The 24624-nt window shown below is 67.6% G+C and carries 26 protein-coding genes and 1 tRNA gene; 13 read left to right on the top strand and 14 right to left on the bottom strand.

Annotation, left to right across the window (positions count from 1 at the left end; all coding sequences use genetic code 11):
* From ccmE to LI953_RS00735, 6 genes are read left to right on the top strand one after another with little or no spacing between them, the layout of a single operon-like run.
* Entirely contained in the window at nucleotides 1–498 is a 498-nt protein-coding gene (ccmE, locus tag LI953_RS00710; protein WP_227074048.1) for a cytochrome c maturation protein CcmE, read from the top strand.
* Nucleotides 495–2423, top strand: coding sequence for a heme lyase CcmF/NrfE family subunit (locus LI953_RS00715; protein WP_227074049.1), 1929 nt, complete (start codon nucleotides 495–497; stop codon nucleotides 2421–2423). The genes ccmE and LI953_RS00715 overlap by 4 nt, the downstream gene beginning before the upstream one ends.
* Nucleotides 2423–2980 carry a DsbE family thiol:disulfide interchange protein gene (locus LI953_RS00720; protein ID WP_227074050.1) on the top strand — a complete coding sequence of 186 codons (558 nt, stop codon included), beginning with the start codon at nucleotides 2423–2425 and terminating at the stop codon, nucleotides 2978–2980. The genes LI953_RS00715 and LI953_RS00720 overlap by 1 nt, the downstream gene beginning before the upstream one ends.
* Nucleotides 2971–3420: a cytochrome c-type biogenesis protein CcmH gene (locus LI953_RS00725; RefSeq protein WP_370635726.1), complete on the top strand. Its 450-nt coding sequence runs from the start codon at nucleotides 2971–2973 to the stop codon at nucleotides 3418–3420. Before LI953_RS00720 ends, LI953_RS00725 begins: the two co-directional genes overlap by 10 nt.
* Nucleotides 3417–4043 (top strand): c-type cytochrome biogenesis protein CcmI, encoded by a 627-nt coding sequence (gene ccmI, locus LI953_RS00730; RefSeq protein WP_227074052.1) that lies wholly within the window; start codon nucleotides 3417–3419, stop codon nucleotides 4041–4043. Before LI953_RS00725 ends, ccmI begins: the two co-directional genes overlap by 4 nt.
* A 25-nt stretch (nucleotides 4044–4068) precedes the next feature.
* Entirely contained in the window at nucleotides 4069–4230 is a 162-nt protein-coding gene (locus tag LI953_RS00735; protein ID WP_227074053.1) for a DUF1674 domain-containing protein, read from the top strand.
* Nucleotides 4231–4242: 12 nt separating this feature from the next.
* Here the strand turns inward: LI953_RS00735 and mfd are convergent, their stop codons facing one another.
* On the bottom strand, nucleotides 4243–7674 hold the full coding sequence (mfd, locus tag LI953_RS00740; RefSeq protein WP_227074054.1) for a transcription-repair coupling factor: 3432 nt from the start codon (nucleotides 7672–7674) through the stop codon (nucleotides 4243–4245).
* Complete coding sequence (locus LI953_RS00745) at nucleotides 7671–7958, bottom strand: succinate dehydrogenase assembly factor 2 (protein WP_227074055.1); 288 nt, start codon at nucleotides 7956–7958, stop codon at nucleotides 7671–7673. The genes mfd and LI953_RS00745 overlap by 4 nt, the downstream gene beginning before the upstream one ends.
* Nucleotides 7959–8006: 48 nt before the next feature.
* Between LI953_RS00745 and recG the strand changes: the two genes are divergently transcribed.
* Both recG and LI953_RS00755 read left to right on the top strand, forming a co-directional pair.
* Nucleotides 8007–10055: an ATP-dependent DNA helicase RecG gene (gene recG, locus LI953_RS00750; RefSeq protein WP_227074056.1), complete on the top strand. Its 2049-nt coding sequence runs from the start codon at nucleotides 8007–8009 to the stop codon at nucleotides 10053–10055.
* Nucleotides 10055–10483 (top strand): NUDIX hydrolase, encoded by a 429-nt coding sequence (locus LI953_RS00755; protein ID WP_227074057.1) that lies wholly within the window; start codon nucleotides 10055–10057, stop codon nucleotides 10481–10483. Before recG ends, LI953_RS00755 begins: the two co-directional genes overlap by 1 nt.
* Here LI953_RS00755 and LI953_RS00760 read toward each other — a convergent pair.
* Complete coding sequence (locus tag LI953_RS00760) at nucleotides 10449–10931, bottom strand: glutathione peroxidase (protein ID WP_227074058.1); 483 nt, start codon at nucleotides 10929–10931, stop codon at nucleotides 10449–10451. The two genes, LI953_RS00755 and LI953_RS00760, sit on opposite strands and share 35 nt — an antisense overlap.
* A gap of 28 nt (nucleotides 10932–10959) precedes the next feature.
* Between LI953_RS00760 and mazG the strand changes: the two genes are divergently transcribed.
* From mazG to LI953_RS00775, 3 genes are all read left to right on the top strand, one after another.
* Nucleotides 10960–11748 carry a nucleoside triphosphate pyrophosphohydrolase gene (gene mazG, locus LI953_RS00765; protein WP_227074059.1) on the top strand — a complete coding sequence of 263 codons (789 nt, stop codon included), beginning with the start codon at nucleotides 10960–10962 and terminating at the stop codon, nucleotides 11746–11748.
* The gene (locus tag LI953_RS00770; RefSeq protein ID WP_227074060.1) at nucleotides 11745–12341 is read left to right on the top strand and encodes a carbonic anhydrase; all 597 of its coding nucleotides are present in this window, start codon (nucleotides 11745–11747) and stop codon (nucleotides 12339–12341) included. Before mazG ends, LI953_RS00770 begins: the two co-directional genes overlap by 4 nt.
* 71 nt (nucleotides 12342–12412) lie before the next feature.
* On the top strand, nucleotides 12413–13711 hold the full coding sequence (locus LI953_RS00775; protein ID WP_227074061.1) for an O-acetylhomoserine aminocarboxypropyltransferase/cysteine synthase family protein: 1299 nt from the start codon (nucleotides 12413–12415) through the stop codon (nucleotides 13709–13711).
* A gap of 32 nt (nucleotides 13712–13743) precedes the next feature.
* Here LI953_RS00775 and LI953_RS00780 read toward each other — a convergent pair whose 3' ends face one another.
* The 8 genes from LI953_RS00780 to LI953_RS00815 all read right to left on the bottom strand — a co-directional run bounded on the left by LI953_RS00780 (nucleotide 13744) and on the right by LI953_RS00815 (nucleotide 18742).
* Nucleotides 13744–14514, bottom strand: coding sequence for a class I SAM-dependent methyltransferase (locus LI953_RS00780; RefSeq protein ID WP_227074062.1), 771 nt, complete (start codon nucleotides 14512–14514; stop codon nucleotides 13744–13746).
* Nucleotides 14515–14575: 61 nt separating this feature from the next.
* A tRNA-Pro gene (locus LI953_RS00785) sits at nucleotides 14576–14652 on the bottom strand.
* A 70-nt stretch (nucleotides 14653–14722) separates the two neighbouring features.
* Entirely contained in the window at nucleotides 14723–15346 is a 624-nt protein-coding gene (locus LI953_RS00790) for a MerR family transcriptional regulator (protein WP_227074221.1), read from the bottom strand.
* A 27-nt stretch (nucleotides 15347–15373) separates the two neighbouring features.
* On the bottom strand, nucleotides 15374–15682 hold the full coding sequence (locus LI953_RS00795) for an integration host factor subunit alpha (protein ID WP_227074063.1): 309 nt from the start codon (nucleotides 15680–15682) through the stop codon (nucleotides 15374–15376).
* A gap of 123 nt (nucleotides 15683–15805) precedes the next feature.
* Nucleotides 15806–16786, bottom strand: coding sequence for a beta-ketoacyl-ACP synthase III (locus LI953_RS00800; RefSeq protein ID WP_227074064.1), 981 nt, complete (start codon nucleotides 16784–16786; stop codon nucleotides 15806–15808).
* Nucleotides 16779–17831 (bottom strand): phosphate acyltransferase PlsX, encoded by a 1053-nt coding sequence (gene plsX / locus LI953_RS00805; protein WP_227074065.1) that lies wholly within the window; start codon nucleotides 17829–17831, stop codon nucleotides 16779–16781. The genes LI953_RS00800 and plsX overlap by 8 nt, the downstream gene beginning before the upstream one ends.
* Nucleotides 17832–17879: 48 nt before the next feature.
* A complete protein-coding gene (gene rpmF, locus LI953_RS00810; protein ID WP_227074066.1) occupies nucleotides 17880–18083 on the bottom strand; it encodes a 50S ribosomal protein L32 in 204 nt (67 codons plus the stop codon).
* A 137-nt stretch (nucleotides 18084–18220) separates the two neighbouring features.
* The gene (locus LI953_RS00815) at nucleotides 18221–18742 is read right to left on the bottom strand and encodes a DUF177 domain-containing protein (protein ID WP_227074067.1); all 522 of its coding nucleotides are present in this window, start codon (nucleotides 18740–18742) and stop codon (nucleotides 18221–18223) included.
* Nucleotides 18743–18835: 93 nt separating this feature from the next.
* Here LI953_RS00815 and LI953_RS00820 point away from each other — a divergent pair, with 93 nt between their 5' ends.
* Together LI953_RS00820 and LI953_RS00825 are read left to right on the top strand one after the other, a co-directional pair.
* Complete coding sequence (locus LI953_RS00820; RefSeq protein ID WP_227074068.1) at nucleotides 18836–19366, top strand: outer membrane protein assembly factor BamE; 531 nt, start codon at nucleotides 18836–18838, stop codon at nucleotides 19364–19366.
* 3 nt (nucleotides 19367–19369) lie between these two features.
* Nucleotides 19370–20968, top strand: coding sequence for a PhoX family phosphatase (locus LI953_RS00825; protein WP_227074069.1), 1599 nt, complete (start codon nucleotides 19370–19372; stop codon nucleotides 20966–20968).
* Between the two features lie 41 nt (nucleotides 20969–21009).
* On the opposite strand, the gene LI953_RS00830 is transcribed toward LI953_RS00825, so the two are convergent.
* The 3 genes from LI953_RS00830 to LI953_RS00840 all read right to left on the bottom strand — a co-directional run bounded on the left by LI953_RS00830 (nucleotide 21010) and on the right by LI953_RS00840 (nucleotide 24500).
* Nucleotides 21010–22254, bottom strand: a complete 1245-nt coding sequence (locus LI953_RS00830) for an ammonium transporter (protein WP_227074070.1) — start codon at nucleotides 22252–22254, stop codon at nucleotides 21010–21012.
* 88 nt (nucleotides 22255–22342) lie between these two features.
* The gene (locus tag LI953_RS00835) at nucleotides 22343–23749 is read right to left on the bottom strand and encodes an FAD-binding oxidoreductase (RefSeq protein WP_227074071.1); all 1407 of its coding nucleotides are present in this window, start codon (nucleotides 23747–23749) and stop codon (nucleotides 22343–22345) included.
* Nucleotide 23750: 1 nt separating this feature from the next.
* Nucleotides 23751–24500, bottom strand: a complete 750-nt coding sequence (locus LI953_RS00840; protein ID WP_227074072.1) for an orotate phosphoribosyltransferase — start codon at nucleotides 24498–24500, stop codon at nucleotides 23751–23753.
* Nucleotides 24501–24624: the final 124 nt, after the last annotated feature.

Consider the following 24624-nt stretch of genomic DNA (forward strand, 5'->3'; position numbering starts at 1 on the left):
ATGCTCAAACCCAAGCGGCGGCGGCTATATCTGGTGATCGTGAGCGGGCTGTGCCTGAGCGCCGCGGTGGGGCTGACGCTTGCCGCGTTCTCCTCCAGCCTCACCTATTTCCTCTCGCCGCGGCAGGTGGCGGCCCAGCACCCGGCACCGGGCATGAGCTTCCGCCTTGGCGGCATCGTGCAGGCGGGCACCGTGCAGACCACCCTGGCCGGGCAAACGCCAACCACGCATTTCGCCGTCACCGATGGCCGCGCCGCGGTGCCTGTGGTGTTCACCGGCGTGCTGCCCGACCTGTTCCGCGAGGGCCAGGGCGTGGTGGCGATCGGCGCCATGAGCGGCGATGGCGTATTCCACGCCGATGAAGTGCTGGCCAAGCATGGCGCGGCCTATATGCCCAAGGATGTCGAGCAATCGCTGAAGGAGGCGGGAAAATGGGACCCGAAATTCGGCCCGCCGCCGCCCGCCTCAACCTGGAATGACATGAAGGTCGGCTCATGATCCCTGAACTCGGGCATTTCGCCCTGGCCTGCGCGGTGGCGCTGGCCTTCGCGCAAGGGGTGGTGGGCATTTTCGGCCCCAGCCTGCGCGATGCGCGCGCGCTCTACGCCACGCCGCTGCTGGCGCTCAGCCATTTCGCCGCCATTGGGCTGGCCTTTCTGGCGCTGGTGTGGTCCGGCGTGGTGTCCGATTTCACGGTCGAGAACATCGCCGATTTCTCCTCCTCCGCCGTGCCGCTGCTCTACCGGATCACCGGCGTCTGGGGGAATCACGACGGCTCGATCCTGCTCTGGTGCCTCATCCTCTCGCTCTGCGGTGCCGCGGTGGCGGTGGCGGGCGGTGGGCTGCCCGCCAGTTTGCGGGCGCGGGTGCTGGGCGTGCTGGGGCTGGTCTCGGGCGGGTTTCTGCTGTTCACGCTCACCGTCTCCAACCCGTTCACCCGTATCTGGCCGCCGCCGCTGGAGGGCGCGGGCATCAACCCGATCCTGCAAGACCCCGGCCTCGCCTTCCATCCGCCAGTGCTTTACACCGGCTATGTCGGCTTCTCGGTCGCCTTCGCCTTTGCCATCGCGGCGCTCATCGAAGGCCGGATCGACGCCGCCTGGGGCCGCTGGGTGCGTCCCTGGGCGCTAATTTCCTGGTGCTTCCTCACCGGCGGCATCGCGCTGGGGAGCTGGTGGTCTTATTACACGCTGGGCTGGGGCGGGTATTGGTTTTGGGACCCGGTGGAAAACGCCGCGTTGCTGCCCTGGCTCACCGGCACCGCCCTGCTGCATTGCGCCATCGTGGTGGAAAAACGCGAGAGCCTGAAGGCCTGGACCGTGCTGCTGGCCATCGCCACCTTTTCGCTCTCGCTGTCCGGCACCTTCCTGGTGCGCTCGGGCATTCTCAACTCCGTGCACAGCTTCGCCGCCGCGCCCGATCAGGGGCTGTTCATCCTGGCGCTGCTCGGGCTGACAATCGGCGGCTCGCTGCTGCTGTTCGCCATCCGCGCCCCGGTGCTGGCCGCTACCGGCATTTACGCGCCGATCTCGCGCGAGAGCGCATTGGTGCTTAACAACGTGTTTCTCTGCGCCATCGCCGCCGTGGTGTTCACCGGCACGCTCTACCCGCCTTTCGCCAATCTGCTGTTCGGCATCCAGCTTTCCGTCGGCGCTCCGTTTTTTAACCAGACCGTGCTGCCGCTCACCGCGCCGATCATCCTGGCCATGGGGGTGGGGCCGATGCTGCCCTGGAAGCGCGCCGATCTGCTGCCAGCGCTGCACCGGCTCTGGCTGGCCGGGGCGGCGGCGCTGCTGGTGTTCGCGGTGCTCACCGCCAGCCGCCATGTCATCGCCGCGCTGGGGCTGGCGGGTGGGGCCTGGGTGGTGGTCTCGGCGCTCACCGACCTGTTCCGGCGGCGCTTTTCCACCCTCTCGCGCAGCGCGCTGGGGGCGGCGCTGGGGCATATCGGCTTCGGCGTCTCGGTGCTGGGCATCGCGGGCATGACTCTGGCGGTGCAGAAGGTCGTGGTGCTGCAACCCGGCCAATCCACCACCCTGGGCGGTTATACCTGGACATTGCAGGACATTCACGACGCGCCGGGGCCAAACTACACCCAACGCGTGGCCGATATCGTGTTGAGTGAGGATGGCGCGCCCTTCCTCACGCTGCACCCTTCGCGCCGGTTCTTCGCGGCGCAGAAGGTCATCACCAACGACGCCGCCATTCACACCAACGGCTTCCAGGATATTTACGCGGTGTTCGCCGATGAGCCCGCCACGGGCGGGGCGGAGCTGCGGCTCAACCGCCACCCGATGGCGCCCGAGATCTGGTTTGGCGGGCTGATCATGGCGCTGGGCGGGTTTGTCTCGCTCTCCGACCGGCGGCTGCGCGTGGGCGCGCCCGCGCGGCGGCGGCACAAGCCGGAAGGAGTCGTGGCGTAATGTCCCCGCTGCGCCGCCGGTTGCTGTTCGGCATTCCGCTCGCGCTGGCCGTGGCCGGGGGCGAGGCGTTTTACGTCATCCTGCGCCGGATGCAGGCCAATAACTACGACCCGCACGCCCTGCCCTCGCCGCTGCTCGGCAAGCGTCCGCCCGCTTTCGCGCTGCCCGGCACCAACGGGATGCAGGGCTTCGCCAATACCGACCTCGCCGCCCCGCCCAAGCCGATGCTGGTGAACTGGTTCGCCTCATGGTGCGTGCCTTGCCTGCAAGAGGCGCCGATGCTGGCCAAGCTCGCCGCCGAGGGCCTGACGATCTGGGGCATCGCCTATGAAGACGATACGCAGGCCCTGGCGCAGTTTCTCCAGCAAAACGGCAACCCGTATCAGCGCCTCGCCACTGATGCCGCGGGCACGACCGCCATCAACTGGGGCGTTTACGGCGTGCCGGAGACGTATTTCATCGATAAGACCGGCATCGTGCGCTGGCGCTATGCCGGGGCGCTCACCGATGACGTCGTGGCGCGATACCTCAACCCGCTGCTGGCGAAATATTCATGAGGCGCTGGCTGTTTCTGCTGGCGCTGCTGCCCGCTTTGGCCCTGGCGCAGGACATGGTGACGCGCGACGGCGTGACGATGACCGCGGCGCAGGAGGCACAGGCCGAGGCGATCGGTGATCAGCTCCGCTGCCTGGTGTGCCAGAATGAGAGCATCGAGGATTCCGACGCCAAGCTGGCGGGGCAGCTGCGCGGCATCATCCGCCAACAGGTGGTGCAGGGCGTGCCGCCCAGTCAGATCATGGATTACATGGTGCAGCGCTATGGCATTTTCGTGCTGCTCAAGCCCCCGGTCTCGCCGCTCACCTGGCTGCTCTACGCCATGCCCGCTTTGGCCCTGGCGCTGGGTGGCATGGCTTGGCTCTTCGCCGCGCGGCGCAAGGCCGCGCCCCCCGCCCCGCTCTCCGAGGCCGAACGCGCCCGGTTGGATGAATTGCTATGATCTTCGCCGCGATGCTGGCCCTGGCGCTGGCGCTCACCGCCCCGCTGGCGTTCGCCTTCCGCCCGCCGCGCTTTTTACGCTCACGGCGCGAGGCGGCGCTCGCCACCCACCGCGCCCAGCTCGCCGAGCTGCGGCGCGAGCATGAGGAGGGCCGCATCCCCGAGGCCGAATATCAGGGCGCGCGGCTGGAGGTGGAGCGGCGGCTGCTGGCGGCGGATGGCTTCGCCGCGCCCGAGCTCACCGGCAACGCCAAGCCGCTGCTGATCGCCACGCTCATCGCCCTGCCGGTGATGGCCTTCGCGCTCTATCTGCCGGGCAGCACGCCGACCGTGCCCTCGGAGCCGCATACGCAATGGGCGGCGCGGCAGGCGGCGGAGACGGCAAAACTGGACCAGTTCATAGGCATTCTGCGCGCGCATCTGGCGCAGGTGGACCCGAACTCGCCCGATGCCAGCCAGGGCCAAGCCTATCTGGCCGAGGCGCTGGCCGAGGAGGCCGGGGCCGTGACCCCCGAGGCACTGTCGCTGTTCCAGCAATCTTTGGCGCATGCGCCGCCGGGGGCCTCGTGGCGGGCGCTGGATGAGCAGCGCATCGCCCAGGCCCAGGCAGTGTCTTCACAATAGGCCCAAACGGCTTACATAGGCTGACATGGAACAGCCAAAGACCGAAAACGCCGCCACGCCGGCGCCGCAGCCCGCCCCCGCCAAGCCCGCCGCCCCTAAAATGCCCAAGGAGATCGGCGGCCCCACCGGCCCCGAGCCGACCCGCTACGGCGATTGGGAAAAGAACGGCCGCTGCTCGGATTTCTGAGCCGCTGAAGGCTCAGGCGTTCGGCGCTTCCAGCCGTGCCAGTTTGACCAGCGCGCGCAGCGTATCCTGCGCATATTTCATGCGCGCCGCCACATCCATCTCGCGCGCCACCACCAGCTTCTGGTCGGGGCGCAGCTTGACCAGCCCGCCCTTGGTACCGATCCACTGGATCAGCCCGGCGGGGTTGGCGAAATCATTCTTGCGGAAGCCGATGACCATGCCCTTCGGCCCGGCATCCAGCTTCTCGACATTCGCCTCGCGGCAGGCGCGCTTGAGGGCCACGGTCTCCAGCAGGTTTTCGACCTCGGGCGGGAGCGGGCCGAAGCGGTCCGCCAGTTCCACCGCCAGGGCCTCGGATTCGGCGTCGGTGGTGAGCGCACCGATGCGCCGGTAGAGGCCGAGCCGCACCGGCAGGTCGGCCACATAGGTCTCGGGGATCAGCACCGGCAGGCCGAGATTGATGTTCGGCGTCCAGTCCCGCTCCACGGCCTTTTGCTTGCTGCCCTCGGCGCGGATGGCGTTCACCGCGTCTTGCAGCATCTGCTGATACAACTCGATGCCGACCTCGCGGATATGGCCCGATTGCTCGTCGCCCAGCAGATTGCCCGCGCCGCGCAGATCGAGGTCGTGGCTGGCCAGGGTGAAGCCCGCGCCCAGCGTGTCCAGCGTCTGCATCACTTCCAGCCGCTTCTCGGCGGCGGGCGAGAGGCGGTGATAAGGCGGCCAGGTGAGATAGGCGTAGCCCCGCTGCTTGCCGCGCCCCACGCGCCCGCGCAGCTGGTACAGCCCGGCCAGGCCGAACATGTCGGCACGGTGGATGATGATCGTGTTCACCGCCGGCATGTCGAGGCCGGATTCGACGATGTTGGTGGCGAGCAGGATGTCGAACTTGCCTTCGCCGAACTCGGTCATCACCCGCTCCAGCTCGCCGGCCGCCAGCCGGCCATGCGCCATCACGGTGCGGATCTCGGGCGCGATCTCGCGCAGCCGCGCGGCCATCGGGTCGAGATCCTCGATGCGCGGCACCACGCAGAAGATCTGCCCGCCACGGAATTTCTCGCGCGCGATGGCCTCTTTGATGACCAGGCTGTCGAACGGCATGATGAAGGTGCGCACGGCCAGCCTGTCCACCGGCGGAGTGGTGATGAGCGAGAGGTCGCGCACCCCCGTCAGCGCTAGTTGCAGCGTGCGCGGGATCGGCGTGGCGGTGAGGGTGAGCACATGCACGTCGGCCTTCAGCTCCTTCAGCCGCTCCTTGTGCTTGACGCCAAAATGCTGCTCCTCATCCACGATCAGCAAGCCGAGATCGGCGAATTCCACGCCCTTGGCCATCAGCGCATGGGTGCCGATAACGATGCTCACCGTGCCATCGGCCAGCCCGGCCTTGGTGGCGGTGGCGTCCTTGGCCGAGACCATGCGCGAGAGCTGCGCCACCTTTACCGGCAGCCCCTCAAACCGCGCGGCGAAGGCGCGGTAATGCTGGCGGGCGAGCAGCGTGGTCGGCACCACCACCGCCACCTGGGCGCCCGACATCGCGGCCACGAAGGCGGCACGCAGAGCCACCTCGGTCTTGCCGAAGCCGACATCGCCGCAGATCAAGCGATCCATCGGCTTGCCGGTGGCGAAATCCTCCAGCACGTCGTTGACGGCTTTGGCCTGGTCCTCGGTCTCGGTATAGGGGAAGCGGGCGCAGAATTCGGCGAAGGCGCCGTCATCGGCGGTGAGCATCGGGGCCTCGCGCATCTGCCGCTCGGCGGCTAGGCGGATCAGCCCCGCCGCCATGTCCTGAATGCGGTTCTTGGCCTTGGCCTTGCGCGCCTGCCAGGAGGCGCCGCCCAGCTTGTCGAGCGACACGCCATCAGTCTCGTTGCCGAAGCGCGAAAGCAGGTCGATGTTTTCGACCGGCAGGAACAGCTTGTCGCCGCCATCATAGATCAGCTTCAGGCAGTCATGCGCGGCGCCGTTCACCATCACGGTTTCCAGCCCCTCATAGCGGCCGATGCCGTGGTCCTGATGCACCACGAGGTCGCCCGCCTCGATCTCGGTGGCGTCGGCGATGAACTGGTCGGCGCGCTTCTTGCGCTTGGGCGGGCGGGCGATGCGGTTGCCCAGAAGGTCCTGCTCAGCCACCAGGGCCAGACGGTCGGTGAGGAAGCCGCGCTCCACCGCCAGCACCGCCAGCGCCACCGTGCCCTTGGGCAGGGCGCGGGCCTCATCGGCGCTGGCCACCGGGCGGGTCTCGCGGATGCCGTGCTCCTTGAGCATCAGCGCCAGGCGCTCGCGCGAGCCGAAGCTCCAGGCGGCAAGAATCACGGTGCGCCCGGTCTCGGCCCATTTGGCGCGCAGCTCGGCAAAGGCCTCGAACGCCGCCACTCCCTGCCCGGTGAGGATCGGCGCCGGGCGGCCGCCTATATCCACGCCCTGGGCGCCGCCATCGGGTTTGGCGAAGGGGGTGATCTCGAAGCACGGCCCTTTGGCCAGGGCGGCGTTCCAGCCCTCGCACTCCAGATACAACATGCCGGGCGGGATCGCGCGGTAAGCCGGCTCGCCCGCGCGGGCGGGGGCGCGGCGCTCGGCATAATGGTCGGCGATCAGTTCCAGCCGCGCCGCCACCGCGCTCTCGGCCTGATGGTCGAGGCTGACCGAGGCGCCGGGGAGATAATCGAACAGCGTCTCCATGCTCTCGGCGAAGAGCGGGCCGTAATGCTCGATGCCGGGATGGCGATGCGCCTCGGTGACCGAGACGTAGAGCGGATCTTCCACGGCGCGCGGGCCGAACAGCTCGCGCCAGTTGGTGCGGAAGCGCGCCACGGAGGCGCTGTCGAACGAGACCTCGGAGGCCGGGTGGAAGTCGAGCCGCGTCAGCGCCTCGCCGGAGCGCTGGGTCTCGGGGTCGAAGCGCTTGATGCTCTCGATGGTGTCCCCGAACAGGTCGATGCGCACCGGGGCGGTCTCGCCAGCGGGGAAGATGTCGATAATGCCGCCGCGCAGCGAGAACTCGCCCGCTTCCATCACCGTGCCGGTGCGCCGGTAGCCATCGGCGTCGAGGAAGGCGGCGACATCCTCCAGCGCCACGCTGTCACCCACCGCGAGGCGCATGCCCGCCCCGGCCAGCGCCGTGCGCGGCGGCACTTTTTGCAGCGCCGCGTTCACCGTGGTGAGCAGGATGCGCTTTTTGCCCGGCTCGGCCTGCAAGCGGCTCAGCGTGGCGATGCGCTCGGCGATGATGCCGCCATTGGGGGAAACGCGGTCATAGGGCAGGCAGTCCCAGGCCGGGAAGGTGAGCACCTCGGCCTCGGGGCCGAAAAACCCGATCTGCTCGGCCAGGGCGGCGAGGCGCGTATCGTCGCGCGCGATATGCAGCACCGGGCCGTTATGCTCGGCCAGACGGCGCACCAGCACCAGCGCGTCCACCCCCTCCGGCGCGCCGTAAACCGGGATCATGCGCGGTTCAGCGCCGCTTCGCGGATGCGCCGCAGCATCGGGCTGTCGGCGTGAGCGGGGATCGGCGCGCGCCCGGTCAGCCAATCGGCCAGCTCGGCGTCGGGGAATTCCATCACCGCTTCCAGCTCGTCCAGTTCGGCCTCGCTCATCCCGGCGATTCGCGCCTTCACGAAATCGCCGATCAGCAGATCGTTCTCATAAGTGCCGCGGTGCTGGGCGCGGAAGATCAGGCGCCGGCGGCGGGTGTCCAGCATCTCGGGCGGGGTTGTGTCGTCGCTGCTCATGTCGGGTTGCGGTATAGGCGCGGTTTGGCCAAGAGTCAGCATGTGACCATGGATATTCTGCTCCCCTTGCGCGCGCCGATCTCCACCCTGCCGGGGCTGGGGCCGCGCCTCTCCGTGCTGATGGCCAAGCTGGTCGGCGGCGACACGGTGCGCGACGTGCTGTTCCATCTGCCGGTGGATGCGATCGATCGCCGCGCCACGCCGAAGATCGCCGAGGCCCAGCCGGGCGGCGTGGCCACGCTGCGGGTGGAGGTGATCCGCCACGAGCCGCCCGCGCGCAAGGGCCAGCCCTACCGGATCATCATCGGCGATGAGACCGGCTTCGCCGAGATCGTGCTGTTCCACGCGGCGCGGCTGGTGCAATTCCCGCTCGGGGCGCGGCTCGTCGTCTCGGGCAAGCTGGAGCGGTTCAACGACACGCTGGTGCTGCATCACCCGGATTATGTCGCCTCCCAGGCGCAGGAGCGGGAGTTCCCGTGGATCGAGCCGGTCTGGCCGCTCACCGCCGGGATCGTGCCGCGCATCATGCGCCGCGCCGCGCTCGGCGCGCTGGCGCGGCTGGGCGAGTTCCCCGAATGGCACGACCCGACGCTGCTCGCGCGGCGGCGCTGGCCGGGCTTCGTGGCGGCGCTGCGCGCCCTGCACGCCCCCGCCGAGATCCCAGATGCGCGCCCGGCCGAGCGCCTCGCCTATGACGAACTCCTCGCCCGCCAGCTCACCTTCGCCATCGTGCGCGGGATGCGCCGCCGCCGCCCCGGCCGCGCCTTGCTGGGTGACGGGCGGTTGCGCAAGGCGGCGCTGGAGCGGTTCGGCTTCACCCCGACCGCCGGGCAGGTGCAGGCGCTGGCCGAGATCGATGCCGACATGGCCGCGCCGCACCGCATGTTGCGGCTGCTGCAAGGCGATGTCGGCTCGGGCAAGACGCTGGTGGCGGTGCTGGCCTGCCTGCGCGCGGTGGAGGCAGGCACGCAAGCCGCCTTCCTCGCCCCCACCGAGATTTTGGCGAAGCAGCATTTCGCCACCTTCCAGAAACTTTCCCCCGTGCCCGTGGCGCTGCTCACCGGCCATGTGAAGGGCGCGGCGCGGCGGCAGACCCTCACCGCGCTGGCCGATGGCAGCCTGCCGATCGTCATTGGCACACACGCGATTTTTCAGAAACACGTCGCATTCCACGATCTCGGCCTCGCGGTGATCGATGAGCAGCATCGTTTCGGAGTCGATCAGCGTCTGGCACTGGGCGAGAAGGGCGACGCCACCGATCTGCTGGTGATGACCGCCACGCCGATTCCGCGCACGCTGCTGCTCACCCATTGGGCGGAGATGGATGTCTCGCGCATTACCGAAAAGCCGCGCGGGCGTGAGAAAATCACCACGACCTTGCACAGTCTTTCGGATCTCGAAAAAGTGGAGGCGGCGATCGCGCGGGCGATTACGGCGGGCGGGCGCGTGTATTGGGTTTGTCCGCTGGTGAGCGAGTCCGAGGCGCTGGACATCACCGCCACCGAGGCACGCTTCGCCCAGCTTCGCCAGCATTTCGGCGCGGCGGTGACGATGGCGCATGGCCAGATGGACCCCGCTCAACGCGACGCCGCGCTGCGCGACTTCGCCGAGGGGCGCGCGAGCATTCTTGTCGCCACCACGGTGATCGAGGTGGGGGTGGATGTGCCGGAGGCGAATGTGATGGTGATCGAACATGCCGAGCGCTTCGGCCTTGCCCAGCTGCACCAGCTGCGCGGGCGCGTGGGCCGCGGCGCGGCGAAAAGCTATTGCCTGTTGCTGCATGATACGAAACTCGGCGCCACCGCGGGCAAGCGCCTCGCCCTGCTGCGCGACACCGATGACGGTTTCCTGATCGCGGATGAGGATTTCCGCCTGCGCGGCGGCGGCGATTATCTGGGCACGCGCCAATCCGGCCTGCCCGGCTATCGCCTGGCCGACCCGGAGAAGCACGAGAAACTGCTAGAGATGGCGCGGCAGGATGCGGTGCTGCTGCTCCAGCGCGACCCCAAACTCACCAGCCCGCGCGGGCAGGCGGCGAAGATTCTGCTGAACCTGTTTGACCAGCGCGACGCCATCCAAACCCTGAGAGCCGGTTGATGCCCCCCTACCCCACACGCCCGCAAGTCGGGATTGGCGTGGTTCTGTTGCGCGGCGATGAGGTGCTGCTCGTGCGCCGGGGCAAGCCGCCCGCCATGGGCGCCTGGGCGCTGCCCGGCGGCAGCCAGGAGCTGGGCGAGACCGCCGAGGACGCGGCGCGGCGCGAACTGCGCGAGGAAACCGGGCTGGCATGCGGCCCGCTGGTGCTGGCCGGGCATGTGGATTCCATCCATCACGACCCGCATGGGCGCATCCAATTCCACTACACGATCCTGGACTTCGCCGCGCGCTATACCGGCGGCGAGGCCAAAGCCGGTGACGACGTGACCGAAACCGCCTGGGCGCGGCCGGAAGAGTTTGACGATTACGCGTTGTGGGACGAGGCTCGGCGGATCATCCGCGCAGCAATGTCTCTATTGCCCCCTTGAACTTCGCGGAATCCGGCGCGGTGGCGGAGGCGAACCAATCGGCGAAGCTGCCGTCGCGGCGGATCAGGTATTTGTAGAAATTCCAGCGCGGGCGCGCGAGAAACCCACCCTGCGCCGCGGCCCAGGCGAAGAACGGGTGCGCCTGCTTCCCCTTCACATGCACCTTCGCCATCATCGGGAAGCTGACGCCGTAATTCACCTCGCAGAACTGACCGATCTGCGCCGCGTCGCCCGGCTCCTGGTTGCCGAAATCATTGCATGGCACGCCGATCACGATCAGCCCCTTCGGCGCGCATTCCGTCCACAGCGCCTGCAACGCCTTGTATTGCGGGGTGAAGCCGCATTTGCTCGCGGTGTTCACCACCAGCAGCGGATGCCCGGCCAGGGCGCTGAGCGGATAAGGCTCGCCGCGCAGGGTCTCGAACGCGAAATCATGGGCGCTGGTCATTTTCATCCCCCGAACTTACACTTCCCGTATGAGCACAGAACCACCGATTACGGCGCTGATCAATGTGATGGCCGCGCTGCGCGACCCAGAGACCGGCTGCCCGTGGGACAAGGAGCAGAGCTTCGAGACCATCGCGCCCTATACGATCGAGGAAGCCTATGAGGTGCGCGCCGCCATCGAATCCGGCGATCCGGCGCAGCTCAAGGATGAGCTGGGCGATCTGCTGTTTCAGGTGGTGTATCACGCGCAGATGGCGGCTGAGCGCGGCTGGTTCAATTTTGACGATGTGGCGCGCAACATCGCCGACAAGATGATCCGCCGCCACCCGCATGTGTTCGGCGAGGAGGCCGCGCGCAGCGCCGCCGCGCAGACCGCCGCCTGGGAGGCGCAGAAAGCACAGGAGCGTCTGGCCAAGGCGCAGCACGGCGTGCTGGACGGCGTGGCCACCGCCCTGCCCGCGCTGAAACGCGCCCAGAAACTCACCGCCCGCGCCGCGCGGGTGAAATTCGACTGGCCCGACGCCGAAGCGGTTTTGGACAAGCTGGACGAGGAGGTCGCCGAGCTGCGCGCCGAACTGCCCGCCGCCGCGCCCGCACGCCTCAGCGACGAACTCGGGGACATGTTGTTCGTGCTCGCCAACCTCGCACGCAAGCTCGGCCAAGATGCCGAGACTTGCCTTGAGGGCGCAAATGAGAAATTCATCCGCCGGTTTTCACGCGTCGAGACTCTGCTCGCCGCCGAAGGCAAGACGCCCGCCTCCTCCAGCCTGGATGAGATGGATCGTCTCTGGAATGTCGCCAAGACGGAGGGGTTATGAAGACGCTGCTTGAAGGTTACGAGCGTTTCCGCAAAGGGTATTGGCAGGAGCACGAAGCGCTCTACACCACCCTGGCGCGGGACGGGCAATCGCCCCCGGCGATGGTCATCGCCTGCGCCGATTCGCGCGTGGCCCCGGAGATGATCTTTGATTGCGCGCCGGGCGATATCTTCGTGGTGCGCAATGTAAGCGCGCTGGTGCCGCCCTATGCGCCGGACAAGAATTATCACGGCACCTCGGCGGCGCTGGAATTCGCGGTTACCGAACTCCAAGTGCGCACCATTCTGGTGCTTGGCCATTCGCGCTGCGGCGGCATCCGCGCGCTGATGAAGGGGCCGGGCCAGGGCGGCGGGGACTTCATCAATTCCTGGATGGAAATCGCCAAGACGGCGCGGGCGCGGGTCTGCGATTCGCCCGAGGCCCCGGCGGATTTCGACGCCGCTTGCGAGCTGTGCGAGCATGAGGCGATCCGCGTCGCGCTCGATAACCTGCGCACCTTCCCCTGGGTGGCCGAGCGGGTGCGCGCGGGTACGTTGAGCCTGGCGGGGATGCATTTCAACGTCGAGACCGGGCTGCTCGAAGAAGTGAAGTGAAGCCTAGTTCCCTTGTAGGGAAAGCCGCGATGTGACATGCTGCGCCCCTAACCAAAACGAGGGACGCACGCATGGCCATCAACTCCAAACACCCCGAGACTCTGGCGCTGCACGCCGGCTGGCGCGCCGATGCCAGCACCGGCTCGGTGGCGGTGCCGATCCATCAGACCACGTCTTACCAGTTCCACTCCCCCGAGCACGCCGCGAATCTGTTTGCGCTGAAGGAGCTGGGGAACATCTATACGCGGCTGATGAACCCGACCACCGATGTGCTGGAGCAGCGCCTGGCGGCGATGGAAGGCGGCGTGGCCGCGCTGGCGGTAGCCTCGGGCCAGGCGGCGTCGGCCTATTCCATCCAGAACCTCGCCCGCGCCGGGGATAATGTGGTGGCCTCGACCGATCTTTACGGCGGCACCTGGAACCTGTTCGCCAACACGCTGAAGGACCAGGGCATCGAGGTGCGCTTCGTCGACCCCGCCGACCCGCACGCCTTCGCCAACGCCACCGATGCGCGCACCCGCGCCTATTACGCCGAAACCCTGCCCAACCCCAAGCTGCGCCTGTTCCCCATCGCCGAGGTGGCGGAAATCGGCCGCAAGCAGGGCATTCCGCTGATCATGGACAACACCGCCGCGCCGCTGCTGGTGCGCCCGTTCGAGCATGGCGCCGCGGTGGTGATGTACTCCACCACCAAATATATCGGCGGGCATGGCACCTCGCTGGGCGGGGTGATCATCGATGGCGGCAATTTCGACTGGGAAGCCTTCCCCGAGCGCCAGCCTCTGATGAACACTCCAGACCCGAGCTATCACGGCGCGGTCTGGGCCCAGGCGGTGAAGCCGCTGGGGCCGATCGCCTACATCATCCGCGCGCGCGTGGTGATGTTGCGCGACCTTGGCGCGGCGCTGTCGCCCTTCAATGCCTTCCAGCTCATCCAGGGGCTGGAGACGCTGCCGCTGCGCATGGCCCGCCATTGCGAAAACGCTGTGGCCGTGGCCAAGTTCCTGGCTCAGCGCAAGGATGTGACCAAGGTGATCCACCCCTCGCTCGCCACCGGGCCGGAGAAGGCTCTGGCCGACAAATATCTGCGCGGCGGCTATGGCGGGCTGCTGGGTTTCGAGCTGGCTGGCGGGGCCGAGGCGGGCAAGCGCTTCATCTCGGCGCTGGAGATGTTCTACCACGTCGCCAATATCGGTGATGCGCGCTCTCTGGCGATTCACCCGGCCAGCACCACGCATAGCCAGCTCAGCGAGGCCGACCAGCGCGCCACGGGCGTCTCGCCGGGCTATGTGCGCCTCTCCATCGGGCTGGAGCATATCGACGATATTCTGGCCGACCTGACCCAGGCGCTGGACAAGGCCCAGGGCTAAGGAGACGATCGGGGGCGCTCAGGCGCCCCCGGTTATTTGGTGAATTTCAGCGTCCAGCGGTCGCTCTCGCCAATGGCGAGATATTTGGCGCGGTTGGTTTGGCCCTCGCGCAGCGTCGGCGGCAGCGACCACACGCCATCCGGGTAGGTCTTGGTATCCTTCGGGTTGGCGCCGATCTCGGATGCCGCCACGAATTTGAAGCCCACGCTCTCGATCAGCGCCTTCGCGTAATCCTCGCGCACATAGCCGTTTTTCGCCTTCGGGTCCTGCGGCGCGGTGGTGGGAGCGCGGTGATCCTCGATGCCGAACACCCCACCCGGCTTCAGCGCCGCGTAAACCGCTTGCAGCAGCGCCGTGGCGCGGTCCTGGGCCATCCAGTCATGCAAGTTGCGGAAGGACAGGATGAGGTCGTAGCTGTCCGGCGCGCCGAGCGGGCCATGGCCAAACGGCACCGTATGCACACCGGGAAATTTCCGCGCGAAGGCGGCCTTGAGATCCTGCTCATGCGGGGTGAGGTCGGTGATCGCCCCGGTGTAGCTACCATGCGCTCGCAGATAAGGGGCGAGGATCTCGGTCCAATAGCCGCCGCCAGGCTGGAGCTCCAGCACTGATTGCGTGGGGCGCAGGCCGAAAAAGGCGAGCAATTCGGCGGGGTGGCGGTAGCGGTCGCGCGCCACATTGGCAGGACTGCGGCGCGGGCTCGCGATGGCGGCGGCGAGCGTGGCATCGGGCGTGTCAGCCGCGGCGGGCAAAGTCAGCGCCGAGGCGGCAAGCGTGGTGAACAGGCGGCGCGACAGATGCATGGCGGTCTTCCCGGCGGTTTGTCGTGATATAACGGGCACGGGAAACGGGAATTTTAGAGAATGGTCGGAGCGGCGGGATTCGAACCCACGACCCCCAGTCCCCCAGACTGATGCGCTACCAGGCTGCGCTACGCTCCGATCATCGTGGGGGCAGCCTGTAGCAACTTATCGCCGCGCCGCCAAGGGCAGCGGTGGATTTATTCAAAAATCAATCGAGAAGACGGCGCAATTCCTCCAGCGCGGAGAGTGTCTCGCCCAGCAGGGCGCGCAGGCGGTCGATCTCCGCCTCGGCCTTGTGGCGCAATTCGGGCTGCGGCTGGCGGCGCGGCGCGGCGGGGGCCGCTGCTGGCTCTGGCGCGGTTTCGGCCTGTAGGCCCGGCATCGGCAGTTCCGGCGCCGGCGGCGGGGCGGGCTTCCGGGGCGCGGCGGGCTCGTCCGGTATCTGGGCCTGGCGCTCAGCCTCGGCGGCGAGGCGCTCCTCCGCCGGCGCGGGCGGGATATTGTCGTGGAAACTGCCGCCGCCCTCGCGCAGCAGGCGCTGCACGCCCTTGATGGTGTAGCCCTGGGTGTAGAGAAGATCGGCTACGCGGCGCAGCAGCGCGACATCCTCGGGGCGGTAATAGCGCCGCCCGCCGCCGCGCTTGAGCGGGCGCACCTGCGGGAATTTGGTCTCCCAGAAGCGCAGCACATGCTGGGGCACGTGCAGCTCATCGGCCACTTCAGAGATGGTGCGGAACGCGTCGGCGGTCTTGCGCAGGCGCGGACGCCCCCCCTCGTGGCCGGCTTCGGTCAGGGCGTCGTCATCCGCGTTGAAGTCGTCTTCATCCACCATGCGGACCATCGATCTTTCCATCAGTGATTAGGATGCGGCCTGCCGGGGCGCCGACGTATTCACCGCATCACGCAAAATCTGGCTGGGGCGGAAGACAAGCACCCGCCGCGGCAGGATCGGCACTTCTATGCCGGTCTTCGGATTCCGGCCGATTCGGCGCCCCTTCTGGCGGACAGAAAATGTCCCGAACCCGCTGATTTTAACTGATTTCCCTTCCGCAAGCGCGTCGGCCATACGGTTGAGCACCAGCTCCAGCAGATCCGCCGATTCGTGCCGTGACAACCCCACGGTGGCATAGATCGCCTCTGTTAGTTGTGCACGGGTCAATGTGTTCATTTTGCAAGATTAGCACGAGATGTCTAAGAATCAATAATAACGTGCGCGAATCGCAGCGATCTCGCTAATCTTTGATAATGCTATTTGTTTTTGCGGCTTTTTATTGCGGCCGCCGGGTGGGGCTTACAGGCGCAACAGCGCTGAACCCCATGTCAAGCCCCCGCCGAGCGCCTCTAGCAGCACCAGCTGGCCGGGTTTGATCCGCCCATCCCTGACCGCCAGCGCCAACGCCAGCGGGATCGAGGCGGCGGAGGTGTTGGCATGCTGGTCGACGGTCACGACCACCCGCTCAGGCGGCAGGCCCAGCTTCTTGCCCACGCCGTCGATGATGCGCTTATTCGCCTGATGCGGCACCAGCCAGTCAATATCGGCGGCGCTCAGGCCGTTGGTCTCCAGCGCCTCGCTCACCGCGCCCGAGAGCAGGGTGACGGCATGGCGGAACACCTCCTTACCATGCATCACCAGATGCCCGGTCATCTCGGGGCGTCCCACCGCGCCATCCACATAGAGGATGTCGGCCAGCGTGCCATCGGCATGCAGGTGGGTGGAAAGCAGGCCAGGGCCGGATTTGGCGACGTTGCGCGCCTCCAGCAGCACGGCTCCGGCGCCATCGCCAAACAGCACGCAAGTGCCGCGATCCTCGAAATTGAGAATGCGGGAATAGACCTCGGAGCCGATCACCAGCACGCTCTCGACCTGCCCGGCGCGGATCATCGCATCGGCCACTGAAAGCCCGTAGATGAACCCCGAGCAGGCGGCGGAGAGATCGAAGCCAAAGGCGTTTTTCGCCCCGAGCGCGGCTTGGATATGCACGGCGGTGGAGGGAAAGGCGTTATCGGGCGTCGAGGTGCCGACGATGATCGCGCCCAGCGCCTCGGGGGTCAGCCCGGCGGCCGCCAGCGCCTCGCGCCCGGCGGCGGCGCCCATGAAGCTCGCGGTCTCGTGCGGGGCGGAGAAATGGCGCTGCCTGATGCCGGTGCGCTCGGTGATCCAGTCATCCGAGGTGTCCACGCGCTGCGCCATCTCGGCATTGGTGACGATGTGTTCCGGCAGGTAGGCGCCGGTCCCGGTGAGTACGGCGCGGCGGATCAGGATATCAGACATTCGGTGCGGCCATCGGCTTGGCGGAGAGCAGGGCACGATCCATCGCCGTCAAGCCTTCGGCGATGCGGCTATTGAAATCGTTGCTGATCATGTCCAGCGCCACATCAACCGCATGGGCGAAGCCCAGCGCATCCGTACCGCCGTGGGATTTAACGACAACGCCATTGAGCCCGAGCAGCACGGCGCCGTTATAGCGGCGCGGGTCCAGGGTCTCTTTCAGGCGCTTGAGCGCGCCGCGGGCGAAGATATAGCCCATTTTGGCCAGCGGCCCGGCGGTGAACACGCTGCGGAGCAGTTGGGCGACGAGCTTCAGCGCGCCCTCCCCCGTCTTCAGCGCCACATTGCCGGTGAAGCCGTCCGTCACCACCACATCGACAGTGCCGGCGGTGATATCGTGCCCCTCGACAAAGCCGTGAAACTGCTTCGCGATCGGGCTTTCGCGCAAACTGGCGGCGGCGGCGTTCAGCACTTCATCGCCCTTGCCTTCCTCGGAGCCGATATTCAGCAGCCCGATCGTGGGCGCCGGGAGCCCGAGCACGATGCGCGCGAAAACATCACCCATCAGCGCGAATTCGGTGAGGTTGCGGGAGTCGCAGACCACGTTCAGACCGAGGTCGAGCATCACCACATCGCCCTTGGCGGAGGGGGCGGTGGCGGCCATGGCCGGGCGGTCGATGCCATTCATGGTCTTCAGCACGATCTTGGACAGCGCCAGCAGCGCGCCGGTATTGCCAGCCGAGACGACGCCCGCGGCGTCTCCCGCCAGCACGGAATCAATCGCGCGGCGCATCGAGGAATCGCGCAGCCGCAACGCCACCGTCGGCTTCATGTCGCCGGTGATCGTCTCGCTCGTATGCCGCAGCGTGCAGCGGCCTTTCAGGCGCTTTGACGCGGCAATGAGCGGCGCCACCCGCGCTTCGTCCCCAAAGATCAGGAACTGCGCGAGTTGATGCCGCTCGGCCGCGATATCCAGCCCGGCGATGATCGCCTCGGGGGCGTGGTCTCCGCCCATGGCATCGACAGCCAGCATTTGGCTCCGGCTCATTGCCTACCTCGGGCGTTATCCATGACCGCCAAACCGGGGCTGCAGCGCTTAGACGCGAACGACGCCCTTGGCTTCCTTGCCGGCGCCGACAACCTCACGGTTGTCATAATGGCCGCAATGGCTGCAAACGTGGTGCGGACGCTTCAGCTCGCCGCAATTGGCGCACTCGGCATGCGCCTCGGCGCGCAGAGCGTGGTGGCTGCGGCGCATGCCAGCGCGCGACGGGGAGGTTTTACGTTTAGGTACGGCCATGAGCTTACGCCTTAAAATACTGTCTGAGTGATTGGAAGGCGCGGCGTAGCAGAGCCGCCGCCGCATCGCAAGTCATGCCTGCCCGCTCGCCCCGCATTCCTGGCCCGAATGGCGCATTTTCGCGCAAAATCTGGGGCTTAGTCGGGCTTGGCGACGCGGTTTTTCAGCTCTGCGAACGGGTGCGCGGAGTCGTCGCTGGCCTCTGCGGGCAGCGCGGCGCCGGGCTTGCGCGGATACGGGTCGAGCGCCAGGGCCAACTGCTCGGCCAGTGCGGCGCCGAGGTCGATGATCCCGTTGGCATAGGGCAATTCGTCCGGGTCATCGAGGGTTTCGGGCGAGAACGCCGCTTCCTCGTCATCTTCCGAGAACATCGACTCCGGCACGAAGCGCAGCTCGGCCTCCTCGGCGATGGCGGTCTCGAACGGCTCCAGCGTGACCACGCAGGTCTGAGTGACGCGGGCGCGCATCGTCAGAGTCGCGGCGATCACGCCGCCGCGCTCATGGCGCAGGGTGAACACCCCGCGCAGCGCGGCGATGCCGGGCAGGCCGAAGCGGCGGGCCAGCATGACGCACGCGGCGGGCTCGGCCACCAGCTCGTGTGTTTGTGGGTTTTCCTGTATAAGAGCGGCCTTGACCGTGCGGCTGAGTTCTTCGTCCATGCGCCTTTATATAGTATGAGCGCATTGACACGAAAGCCCCAGCCGTGAGACCCAGCCTGGGAAACACCTTGTCGTGGAATTGAGGATCATCGCGTGCGCCCTGCCAAGCTGACCTTTTCGCTCCTGTCCTGCGCGCTGCTGTCCTTGTCGGGATGCGCTGTGTTCTCCGACGCGCCGCATTACCGCGGCGTGGCCGTGTCTCAGCACGACCTTAACGAGCTGACGCCGGGGCTCTCGCAGCAGGCCGACGTGCAGGCCGTGCTCGGCCCGCCGACCTTTGTTGAAGAGTTCAACCAGAATAACTGGGATTACGTCTCGCAGGTCACGCATATGCGCATCGGCCAGACCGAGGGCATGAGCAAGCAGCACGTGGTGGTGATGAGCTTCGACAATAACGGCACGCTGCAGAGCATCACGCAGAAGGACACCGGCGACGCCATGCAGGTGGCGATGGATCGCAAGCGCACCCCGGCGCCGGGCGGGCGCGCCAGCTTCTTCCAGATGCTGATCGGCGGTGTCGGCAGCTACAACCCGCTCGGCACGGCCTCCGACACCAGCGGCAGCACCCCAGGCGCCGCCGGGCCAAGCATCGGCGGCACCGGCAATAGCGGCACGGGGTTCTGAGCCATGCGCCGGCGGGCTTTTCTCTCCGGCGTTTCCCTCAGCAGCCTGGGCGCGGCCTCGGCCCGGGCGCAATCGGTGCTCGGCGGCAGCCAGCCTTCCCTGCCCACGCCACCCAACCAGCAGGCAGCCAAGCTCGACGACACCGTGGGCGACGGGTTTTCGCGCATCGTCATCGCCCGCTGGGGCGACGGTGTGCTGCCCGGCGCGCCGCCCTTCAACCCGTTTCCGCTCACCGGGGCGCAGGCTGACACGCAATTTCCATATGACGGCGTCATCGCCGGGATGATCACGCCGCCCGTGGCGCAAGACGGCATCCCGCGGCAGGTGCTGCTGGTGGCCACGGGTGATGTGCCCGCGCGCATGGTCTTCCCCGACGGGGTTGATAATCCCGCCGTCGCCGGGCGCGAACAGGGCGTGACCATCCTCAACCTGCAATATCTCGGCGGGCGCTGGGTGACGGTGGATGGCGGCTATCAGTCCCGCCGCATTGCCGATGGCACGCTCTGCCGGATCTCCGGCCCCGTGGCGGCGGCGATCGGCACCACGGTGCAGGGCGTGCTGGCTCCACAGGCGGGCTGCGCGACACCCTGGGGCAACGCGCTGCTGGCCGAGGGGCATACCGGCCCATGGCTGCAACGTCTGGCCGGGGTGGGCTACGGCTATGCCGATCCGGCTCAGGCGCCGCGCTTCGGCTGGGTGGTGGAGTTGGATGCGCTCCACCCGTTGAGCATTCCGGTGAAGCGCACGGCGCTGGGGCGGATCGCGCGGGCGGGCATCGCCGCCACGCAGACCAGCGATGGCCGCCCGGTGGTGTTTTTCACCCAGGATGATCCGGCCGGGTTCCTGTTCCGCTTCATCGCCGCCACCAACGCCACGGACGGCACGGCGCTGGATTCGGGCACGCTGGCGGTGGCGCAGATCCAGGGCAGCGCGATCAACTGGGTTGAACTCGGCACCGATGTGCCGAGTCTGGTTGGGCTGGTCGGAGCGGCGGCACAGGCGGGCGGCTCGGCCTTCGATGCTCCGGGCGGCCTCGCGCTTTCGCCCGACGGCAATGCGCTCTACCTCGCCTGCCGCGGCAACCCCGCACGCACCCAGGCCGACGCGCTCAACCCGCGCACCGGCGACGATAACGGCCACATCATCCGCTTCGCCATTCCGGGCGGCGATTTAACGGCCAGGAGCTTCGCCGGCCGGCTCGTGCTGGTGGCGGGGAATCCGGCCAGTGCCCCGGCCACGCAATATGGTCCGGGCAGCATGGCCTGGCTGCGTCAGCCGCGCACCCTCAACCTCGGCCCGCAAGGGCAGCTCTGGATCGGTACCGATCAGGGCGGCGACACGAGTCAGACGGCGGACGGGTTGTTCGTGATGCAGACCGGCGGCGCGGTGCCCTGGATGGTGAGCGCCGCCTATCTCGCCCCCAAGGGTGCGGCCATCGGCGGTGCGGCGTTTGACGCCGCCACCCACACCATTTTTGGCATGGTCCGCCACCCTGGCGCCACGCCGACGGCGAGTTTCAACTTCCCCGCCACGCGCTGGCCGACATTATTGCCGAACATGCCGCCGCAGAGCACCGTGATCGGGCTCGTGCAGCAAATGTAAAGATCGGGCGGCGGAGGGATGAACCTCCGCCGCTTCCGGTTTTAGAACACTTGTTCGCCGTGCAGCGAGATATCCAGACCTTCGCGCTCCTGGTCGCGGCTTACGCGCAGGCCGATCACGGCGTCGGTGAATTTGAGCAGCGCCCAGCTCACCACCGCGCAATAAACAATGGTGGCGCCCACGCCCACGGCCTGCACGCCAAGCAGGTGCCAGCCGCCCTGCGCCACCCCGCCCGAGAGCGGGCCGAAGGCGAACCAGCCGGTAGCCAGCGTGCCGATGATGCCGGCGATGCCATGCACGCCGAAGGCGTCGAGGCTGTCGTCATAGCGCAGTTTGCGCTTCAGCGAGGTGGCAGTGAAATAGCAGACGAAGCCAACCGCCAGCCCGATCAGCAGCGCTGGGCCGGGCAGCACGTAGCCCGCCGCCGGGGTGATGCCGACCAGCCCCGCCACCGCGCCCGAGATGGCGCCGAGCACCGAGGGCTTGCCGTGCATGTACCACTCCACCGCCGTCCAGGAGAGCGTGGCCCCGGCGGCGGCGATCTGCGTGACCAGCACGGCCATGCCGGCGCGGCCGTTGGCGCCCATGGCGCCGCCGGAGTTGAAGCCCATCCAGCCGATCCAGAGCAGCGAGGCGCCGATCACCGCGTAGCTCAGGTTCCACGGCGCCATGTTTTCGGTGCCGTAGCCCAGGCGCCGCCCGAGCATAAGCGCGCACACCAGGCCGGTGATGCCGCAATTAATCTCTACCACCGTGCCGCCCGCGAAATCGGCGATTCCCATCTGCGCCAGCCAGCCGGTCGGCTCCCACACCCAATGCGCCAGCGGGGCGTAAACGAAGACCGACCACAGCGTGAAAAACAGCAGCATGGCCGAGAATTTCATGCGGTCGGCGCAGGCGCCGGTGACCACCGCCGGGGTGATGATGGCGAAGCTCATCTGGAACATCAGGAACACGGTCTCGGGCACCGTGGTCGGCTGCGCGAAGGGCGTGCCCGCGGCGATGGTGAAGGCCTGGTTCCAGCCAGTCCAGATGCCGTTGAGCAGCAGGCGCGAGGTGCCGCCGAGCAGAGCGTCGCCGGGCGTGAAGGCGAGCGAGTAGCCGGCCACCACCCACAGCACCGTAACCAGCGCGCAGAGCATGAAGGACTGCATCATCGTCGCCAGAATGTTCTTCTTGCGGACCATGCCGGCATAAAACAGGGCCAGGCCGGGCACGGTCATCAGCAGGACGAGAACCGTGCACATCAACACCCAGGCGGTATCGCCCGGATCCACATGCTGCATTTTTATTTCCCTTTGCCGGGGTGACTGGAGTTTGTCTTCCCCGGAAGCAGGGGCGCAAGGGGCGTGCTAGGCAGTCTGCTGCGTTGCGTCAAGCGCCCGGAATGGTCTTGCCGGGGTTCAGCACTCCCGCCGGATCGAGCGCCTGTTTGACCGCCCGCATCAGTCCCAGCGCCACGGGCGATTTATGCGCCGCCATGCCCGTCAGGCGGAGCTGGCCGATGCCGTGCTCGGCGGAAAAACTGCCCCCGAATGAGACGGCCAGTGACTCGACGGCCTCGCTGATCGCGGCCTTTGGCAAGGTGGTCAGCGCCGCCCCCTGGGGCGGGCGGATATTGATGTGCAGATTGCCATCGCCGAGATGGCCGAAGATATTGGGGATGCAGCCGGGGAAGTCCCGCGCCACCAGCGCGTGCACGGCGGTCGCCATCGCGGGGATCCGCCCCAGCGGCACCGAAATATCGTGCTTCACCGCGCCGCCGCTGGCCAGCTCACCTTCAGAGATCGCCTCGCGCAGCGCGATGAAGCGCAACCGCTCACGCTCGGATTGCGCGATCACGGCGTCGCTCGCCAACCCCTGCGCCAGCGCGTCGGCCAAAACGCTCTCCAGCGTGGCGGCGGGGGCGTGCGCCGGGTCGGTGGCGGAGATCTCCAGCAGCACATAGCCCGGCGCGGCGAAGGGCAGCGCGCCGCCCGCGAGTTGCCCCGCGCCCAGCGCCAGGGCTTTATCCTCCATGTATTCGCACAGCGTCAGCCCCGCCCCGGCGGCGGCGCGGGCGGATTGAAACAAGCGCAGCGCGGCCTCGGCCGAGGCCACCCCGGCCAGCGCACTGGCCCGCGCGGCAATGGCCGGATACAGGCGCAGACACGCGGCGGTGATGATGCCGAGCGTGCCCTCGGCGCCGATGAAGAGCTGCTTGAGGTCGTAGCCGGTATTGTCCTTGGGCAGCGCGGCCAGCCCGTCCCAAATGGCGCCATCGGCCAGCACCACCTCCAGCCCCAGCACCTGGGCGCGCATGGAGCCGTAAGAGAGCACTTGCATGCCGCCCGCATTGGTCGAGATCAGCCCGCCAAGGCGCGCCGTGCCCTCGGCGCCGAGGCTTACGGGGAAGAAGCGCCCGGCCTCGGTCGCGGCGTTTTGCAGCTCCACCAGCGTCAGCCCGGCCTCGGCAATGATGCAATCCGCCGCGAGGTCGAGCGTGCGGATGCGGTTCATGCGGTTAAGGCAGAGGATGAGCTGGGGCGCACCAGCCACCGGCACCGCGCCTGCAACCAGCCCGGTATTGCCGCCCTGGGGCACGATACCCACGCCGTGCGCGGCGCAGAGTTTCACAATGTCAGAGACTTGCGCGGTGGTCTTAGGCAGGGCGACGGCGACGGCCGGGTTTTGCACCAGGCCGCGCCAGTCGCGCTCATAGGGGGCGCGGTCTTGCGGGGCGGTGAGTAGCCCCCCCTGCCCCAGCACCGCGCTTAGGGCGGCGAGCAGCGCCGCCGGCACGTTACGCCTTCGCCTTGCCCTGCTTGTGGGCCAGGGCCTCCTCCGCCGTGGCCACGCCGCCATGCGCGGCCGACCACGCCATCGGGTTCTCCAGGAATTTGCGCACGCCCGAGAGCGCGGCATCGGAGAAATAAGGCTGGTTTTTCGCGGCTTCCAGCACATCCCACCAGGTGCAGAGATGATGCAGCGAGATGTTCATGCCCGCCAGCGTCTCGAAGCTGCCGGGGAACACGCCGTAGAAGAACACCACGAAGGTATGGTTGCAGATCGCCCCGGCCTCGCGCAGCGCCTTGGCGAACTGGATCTTGGAGCCGCCATCGGTGGTCAGGTCTTCCACCAGCAGCGTCTTCAGCCCCTCCGGCACGTCGCCCTCGATCAGCGCGTTGCGCCCGAAGCCTTTGGGCTGCTTGCGGATATAGGCCATCGGCGCGGACATGCGCTCGGCGATCCAGGCGGCGAAGGGGATACCCGCCGTCTCGCCGCCCGCCACGGCCTGGATGGTCTCGTAACCGACATGGCGGGAGATCTTCTCCACCGCGAGATCGCAGATCTTGGCGCGGGCGCGGGGGAAATAGATGATCTTGCGGCAATCGATATACACCGGGGACTTCCAGCCAGAGGTGAGCGTGTACGGGTCCTCGGGCCGGAAGTTCACGGCCTTGATCTCCAGCAGCAGCTTCGCCGTGGTCAGCGCGGCGTCGCGGTCCCAGTCGCTCGCCCAGTCGATTTTCGCGGCAATCCGGCCACTCATGTCATCACTCCGAAATTTGCAATCCGGCCCCTCTCCTAAACCGCCCGTCGCGGCGCGTCCATGCACCCCGCTCCCCGGTAGGGTTGTGTAGCGTGGCCAGGGTGTTATTGGAGGGGCGCGATTG

It is taken from the genome of Acidocella sp. KAb 2-4 (assembly GCF_020567705.1).
In the GTDB taxonomy this organism is placed as follows: Bacteria; Pseudomonadota; Alphaproteobacteria; order Acetobacterales; family Acetobacteraceae; genus Acidocella.

Coding starts and splice junctions, on each gene's coding strand:
- ccmE (WP_227074048.1), top strand. CDS start 1: ATGCTCAAACCCAAGCGGCGGCGGCTATATCTGGTGATCGTGAGCGGG.
- LI953_RS00715 (WP_227074049.1), top strand. CDS start 495: ATGATCCCTGAACTCGGGCATTTCGCCCTGGCCTGCGCGGTGGCGCTG.
- LI953_RS00720 (WP_227074050.1), top strand. CDS start 2,423: ATGTCCCCGCTGCGCCGCCGGTTGCTGTTCGGCATTCCGCTCGCGCTG.
- ccmI (WP_227074052.1), top strand. CDS start 3,417: ATGATCTTCGCCGCGATGCTGGCCCTGGCGCTGGCGCTCACCGCCCCG.
- LI953_RS00735 (WP_227074053.1), top strand. CDS start 4,069: ATGGAACAGCCAAAGACCGAAAACGCCGCCACGCCGGCGCCGCAGCCC.
- mfd (WP_227074054.1), bottom strand. CDS start 7,674: ATGATCCCGGTTTACGGCGCGCCGGAGGGGGTGGACGCGCTGGTGCTG.
- LI953_RS00745 (WP_227074055.1), bottom strand. CDS start 7,958: ATGAGCAGCGACGACACAACCCCGCCCGAGATGCTGGACACCCGCCGC.
- recG (WP_227074056.1), top strand. CDS start 8,007: ATGGATATTCTGCTCCCCTTGCGCGCGCCGATCTCCACCCTGCCGGGG.
- LI953_RS00755 (WP_227074057.1), top strand. CDS start 10,055: ATGCCCCCCTACCCCACACGCCCGCAAGTCGGGATTGGCGTGGTTCTG.
- LI953_RS00760 (WP_227074058.1), bottom strand. CDS start 10,931: ATGACCAGCGCCCATGATTTCGCGTTCGAGACCCTGCGCGGCGAGCCT.
- mazG (WP_227074059.1), top strand. CDS start 10,960: ATGAGCACAGAACCACCGATTACGGCGCTGATCAATGTGATGGCCGCG.
- LI953_RS00770 (WP_227074060.1), top strand. CDS start 11,745: ATGAAGACGCTGCTTGAAGGTTACGAGCGTTTCCGCAAAGGGTATTGG.
- LI953_RS00775 (WP_227074061.1), top strand. CDS start 12,413: ATGGCCATCAACTCCAAACACCCCGAGACTCTGGCGCTGCACGCCGGC.
- LI953_RS00780 (WP_227074062.1), bottom strand. CDS start 14,514: ATGCATCTGTCGCGCCGCCTGTTCACCACGCTTGCCGCCTCGGCGCTG.
- LI953_RS00790 (WP_227074221.1), bottom strand. CDS start 15,346: ATGGTGGATGAAGACGACTTCAACGCGGATGACGACGCCCTGACCGAA.
- LI953_RS00795 (WP_227074063.1), bottom strand. CDS start 15,682: ATGAACACATTGACCCGTGCACAACTAACAGAGGCGATCTATGCCACC.
- LI953_RS00800 (WP_227074064.1), bottom strand. CDS start 16,786: ATGTCTGATATCCTGATCCGCCGCGCCGTACTCACCGGGACCGGCGCC.
- plsX (WP_227074065.1), bottom strand. CDS start 17,831: ATGAGCCGGAGCCAAATGCTGGCTGTCGATGCCATGGGCGGAGACCAC.
- rpmF (WP_227074066.1), bottom strand. CDS start 18,083: ATGGCCGTACCTAAACGTAAAACCTCCCCGTCGCGCGCTGGCATGCGC.
- LI953_RS00815 (WP_227074067.1), bottom strand. CDS start 18,742: ATGGACGAAGAACTCAGCCGCACGGTCAAGGCCGCTCTTATACAGGAA.
- LI953_RS00825 (WP_227074069.1), top strand. CDS start 19,370: ATGCGCCGGCGGGCTTTTCTCTCCGGCGTTTCCCTCAGCAGCCTGGGC.
- LI953_RS00830 (WP_227074070.1), bottom strand. CDS start 22,254: ATGCAGCATGTGGATCCGGGCGATACCGCCTGGGTGTTGATGTGCACG.
- LI953_RS00840 (WP_227074072.1), bottom strand. CDS start 24,500: ATGAGTGGCCGGATTGCCGCGAAAATCGACTGGGCGAGCGACTGGGAC.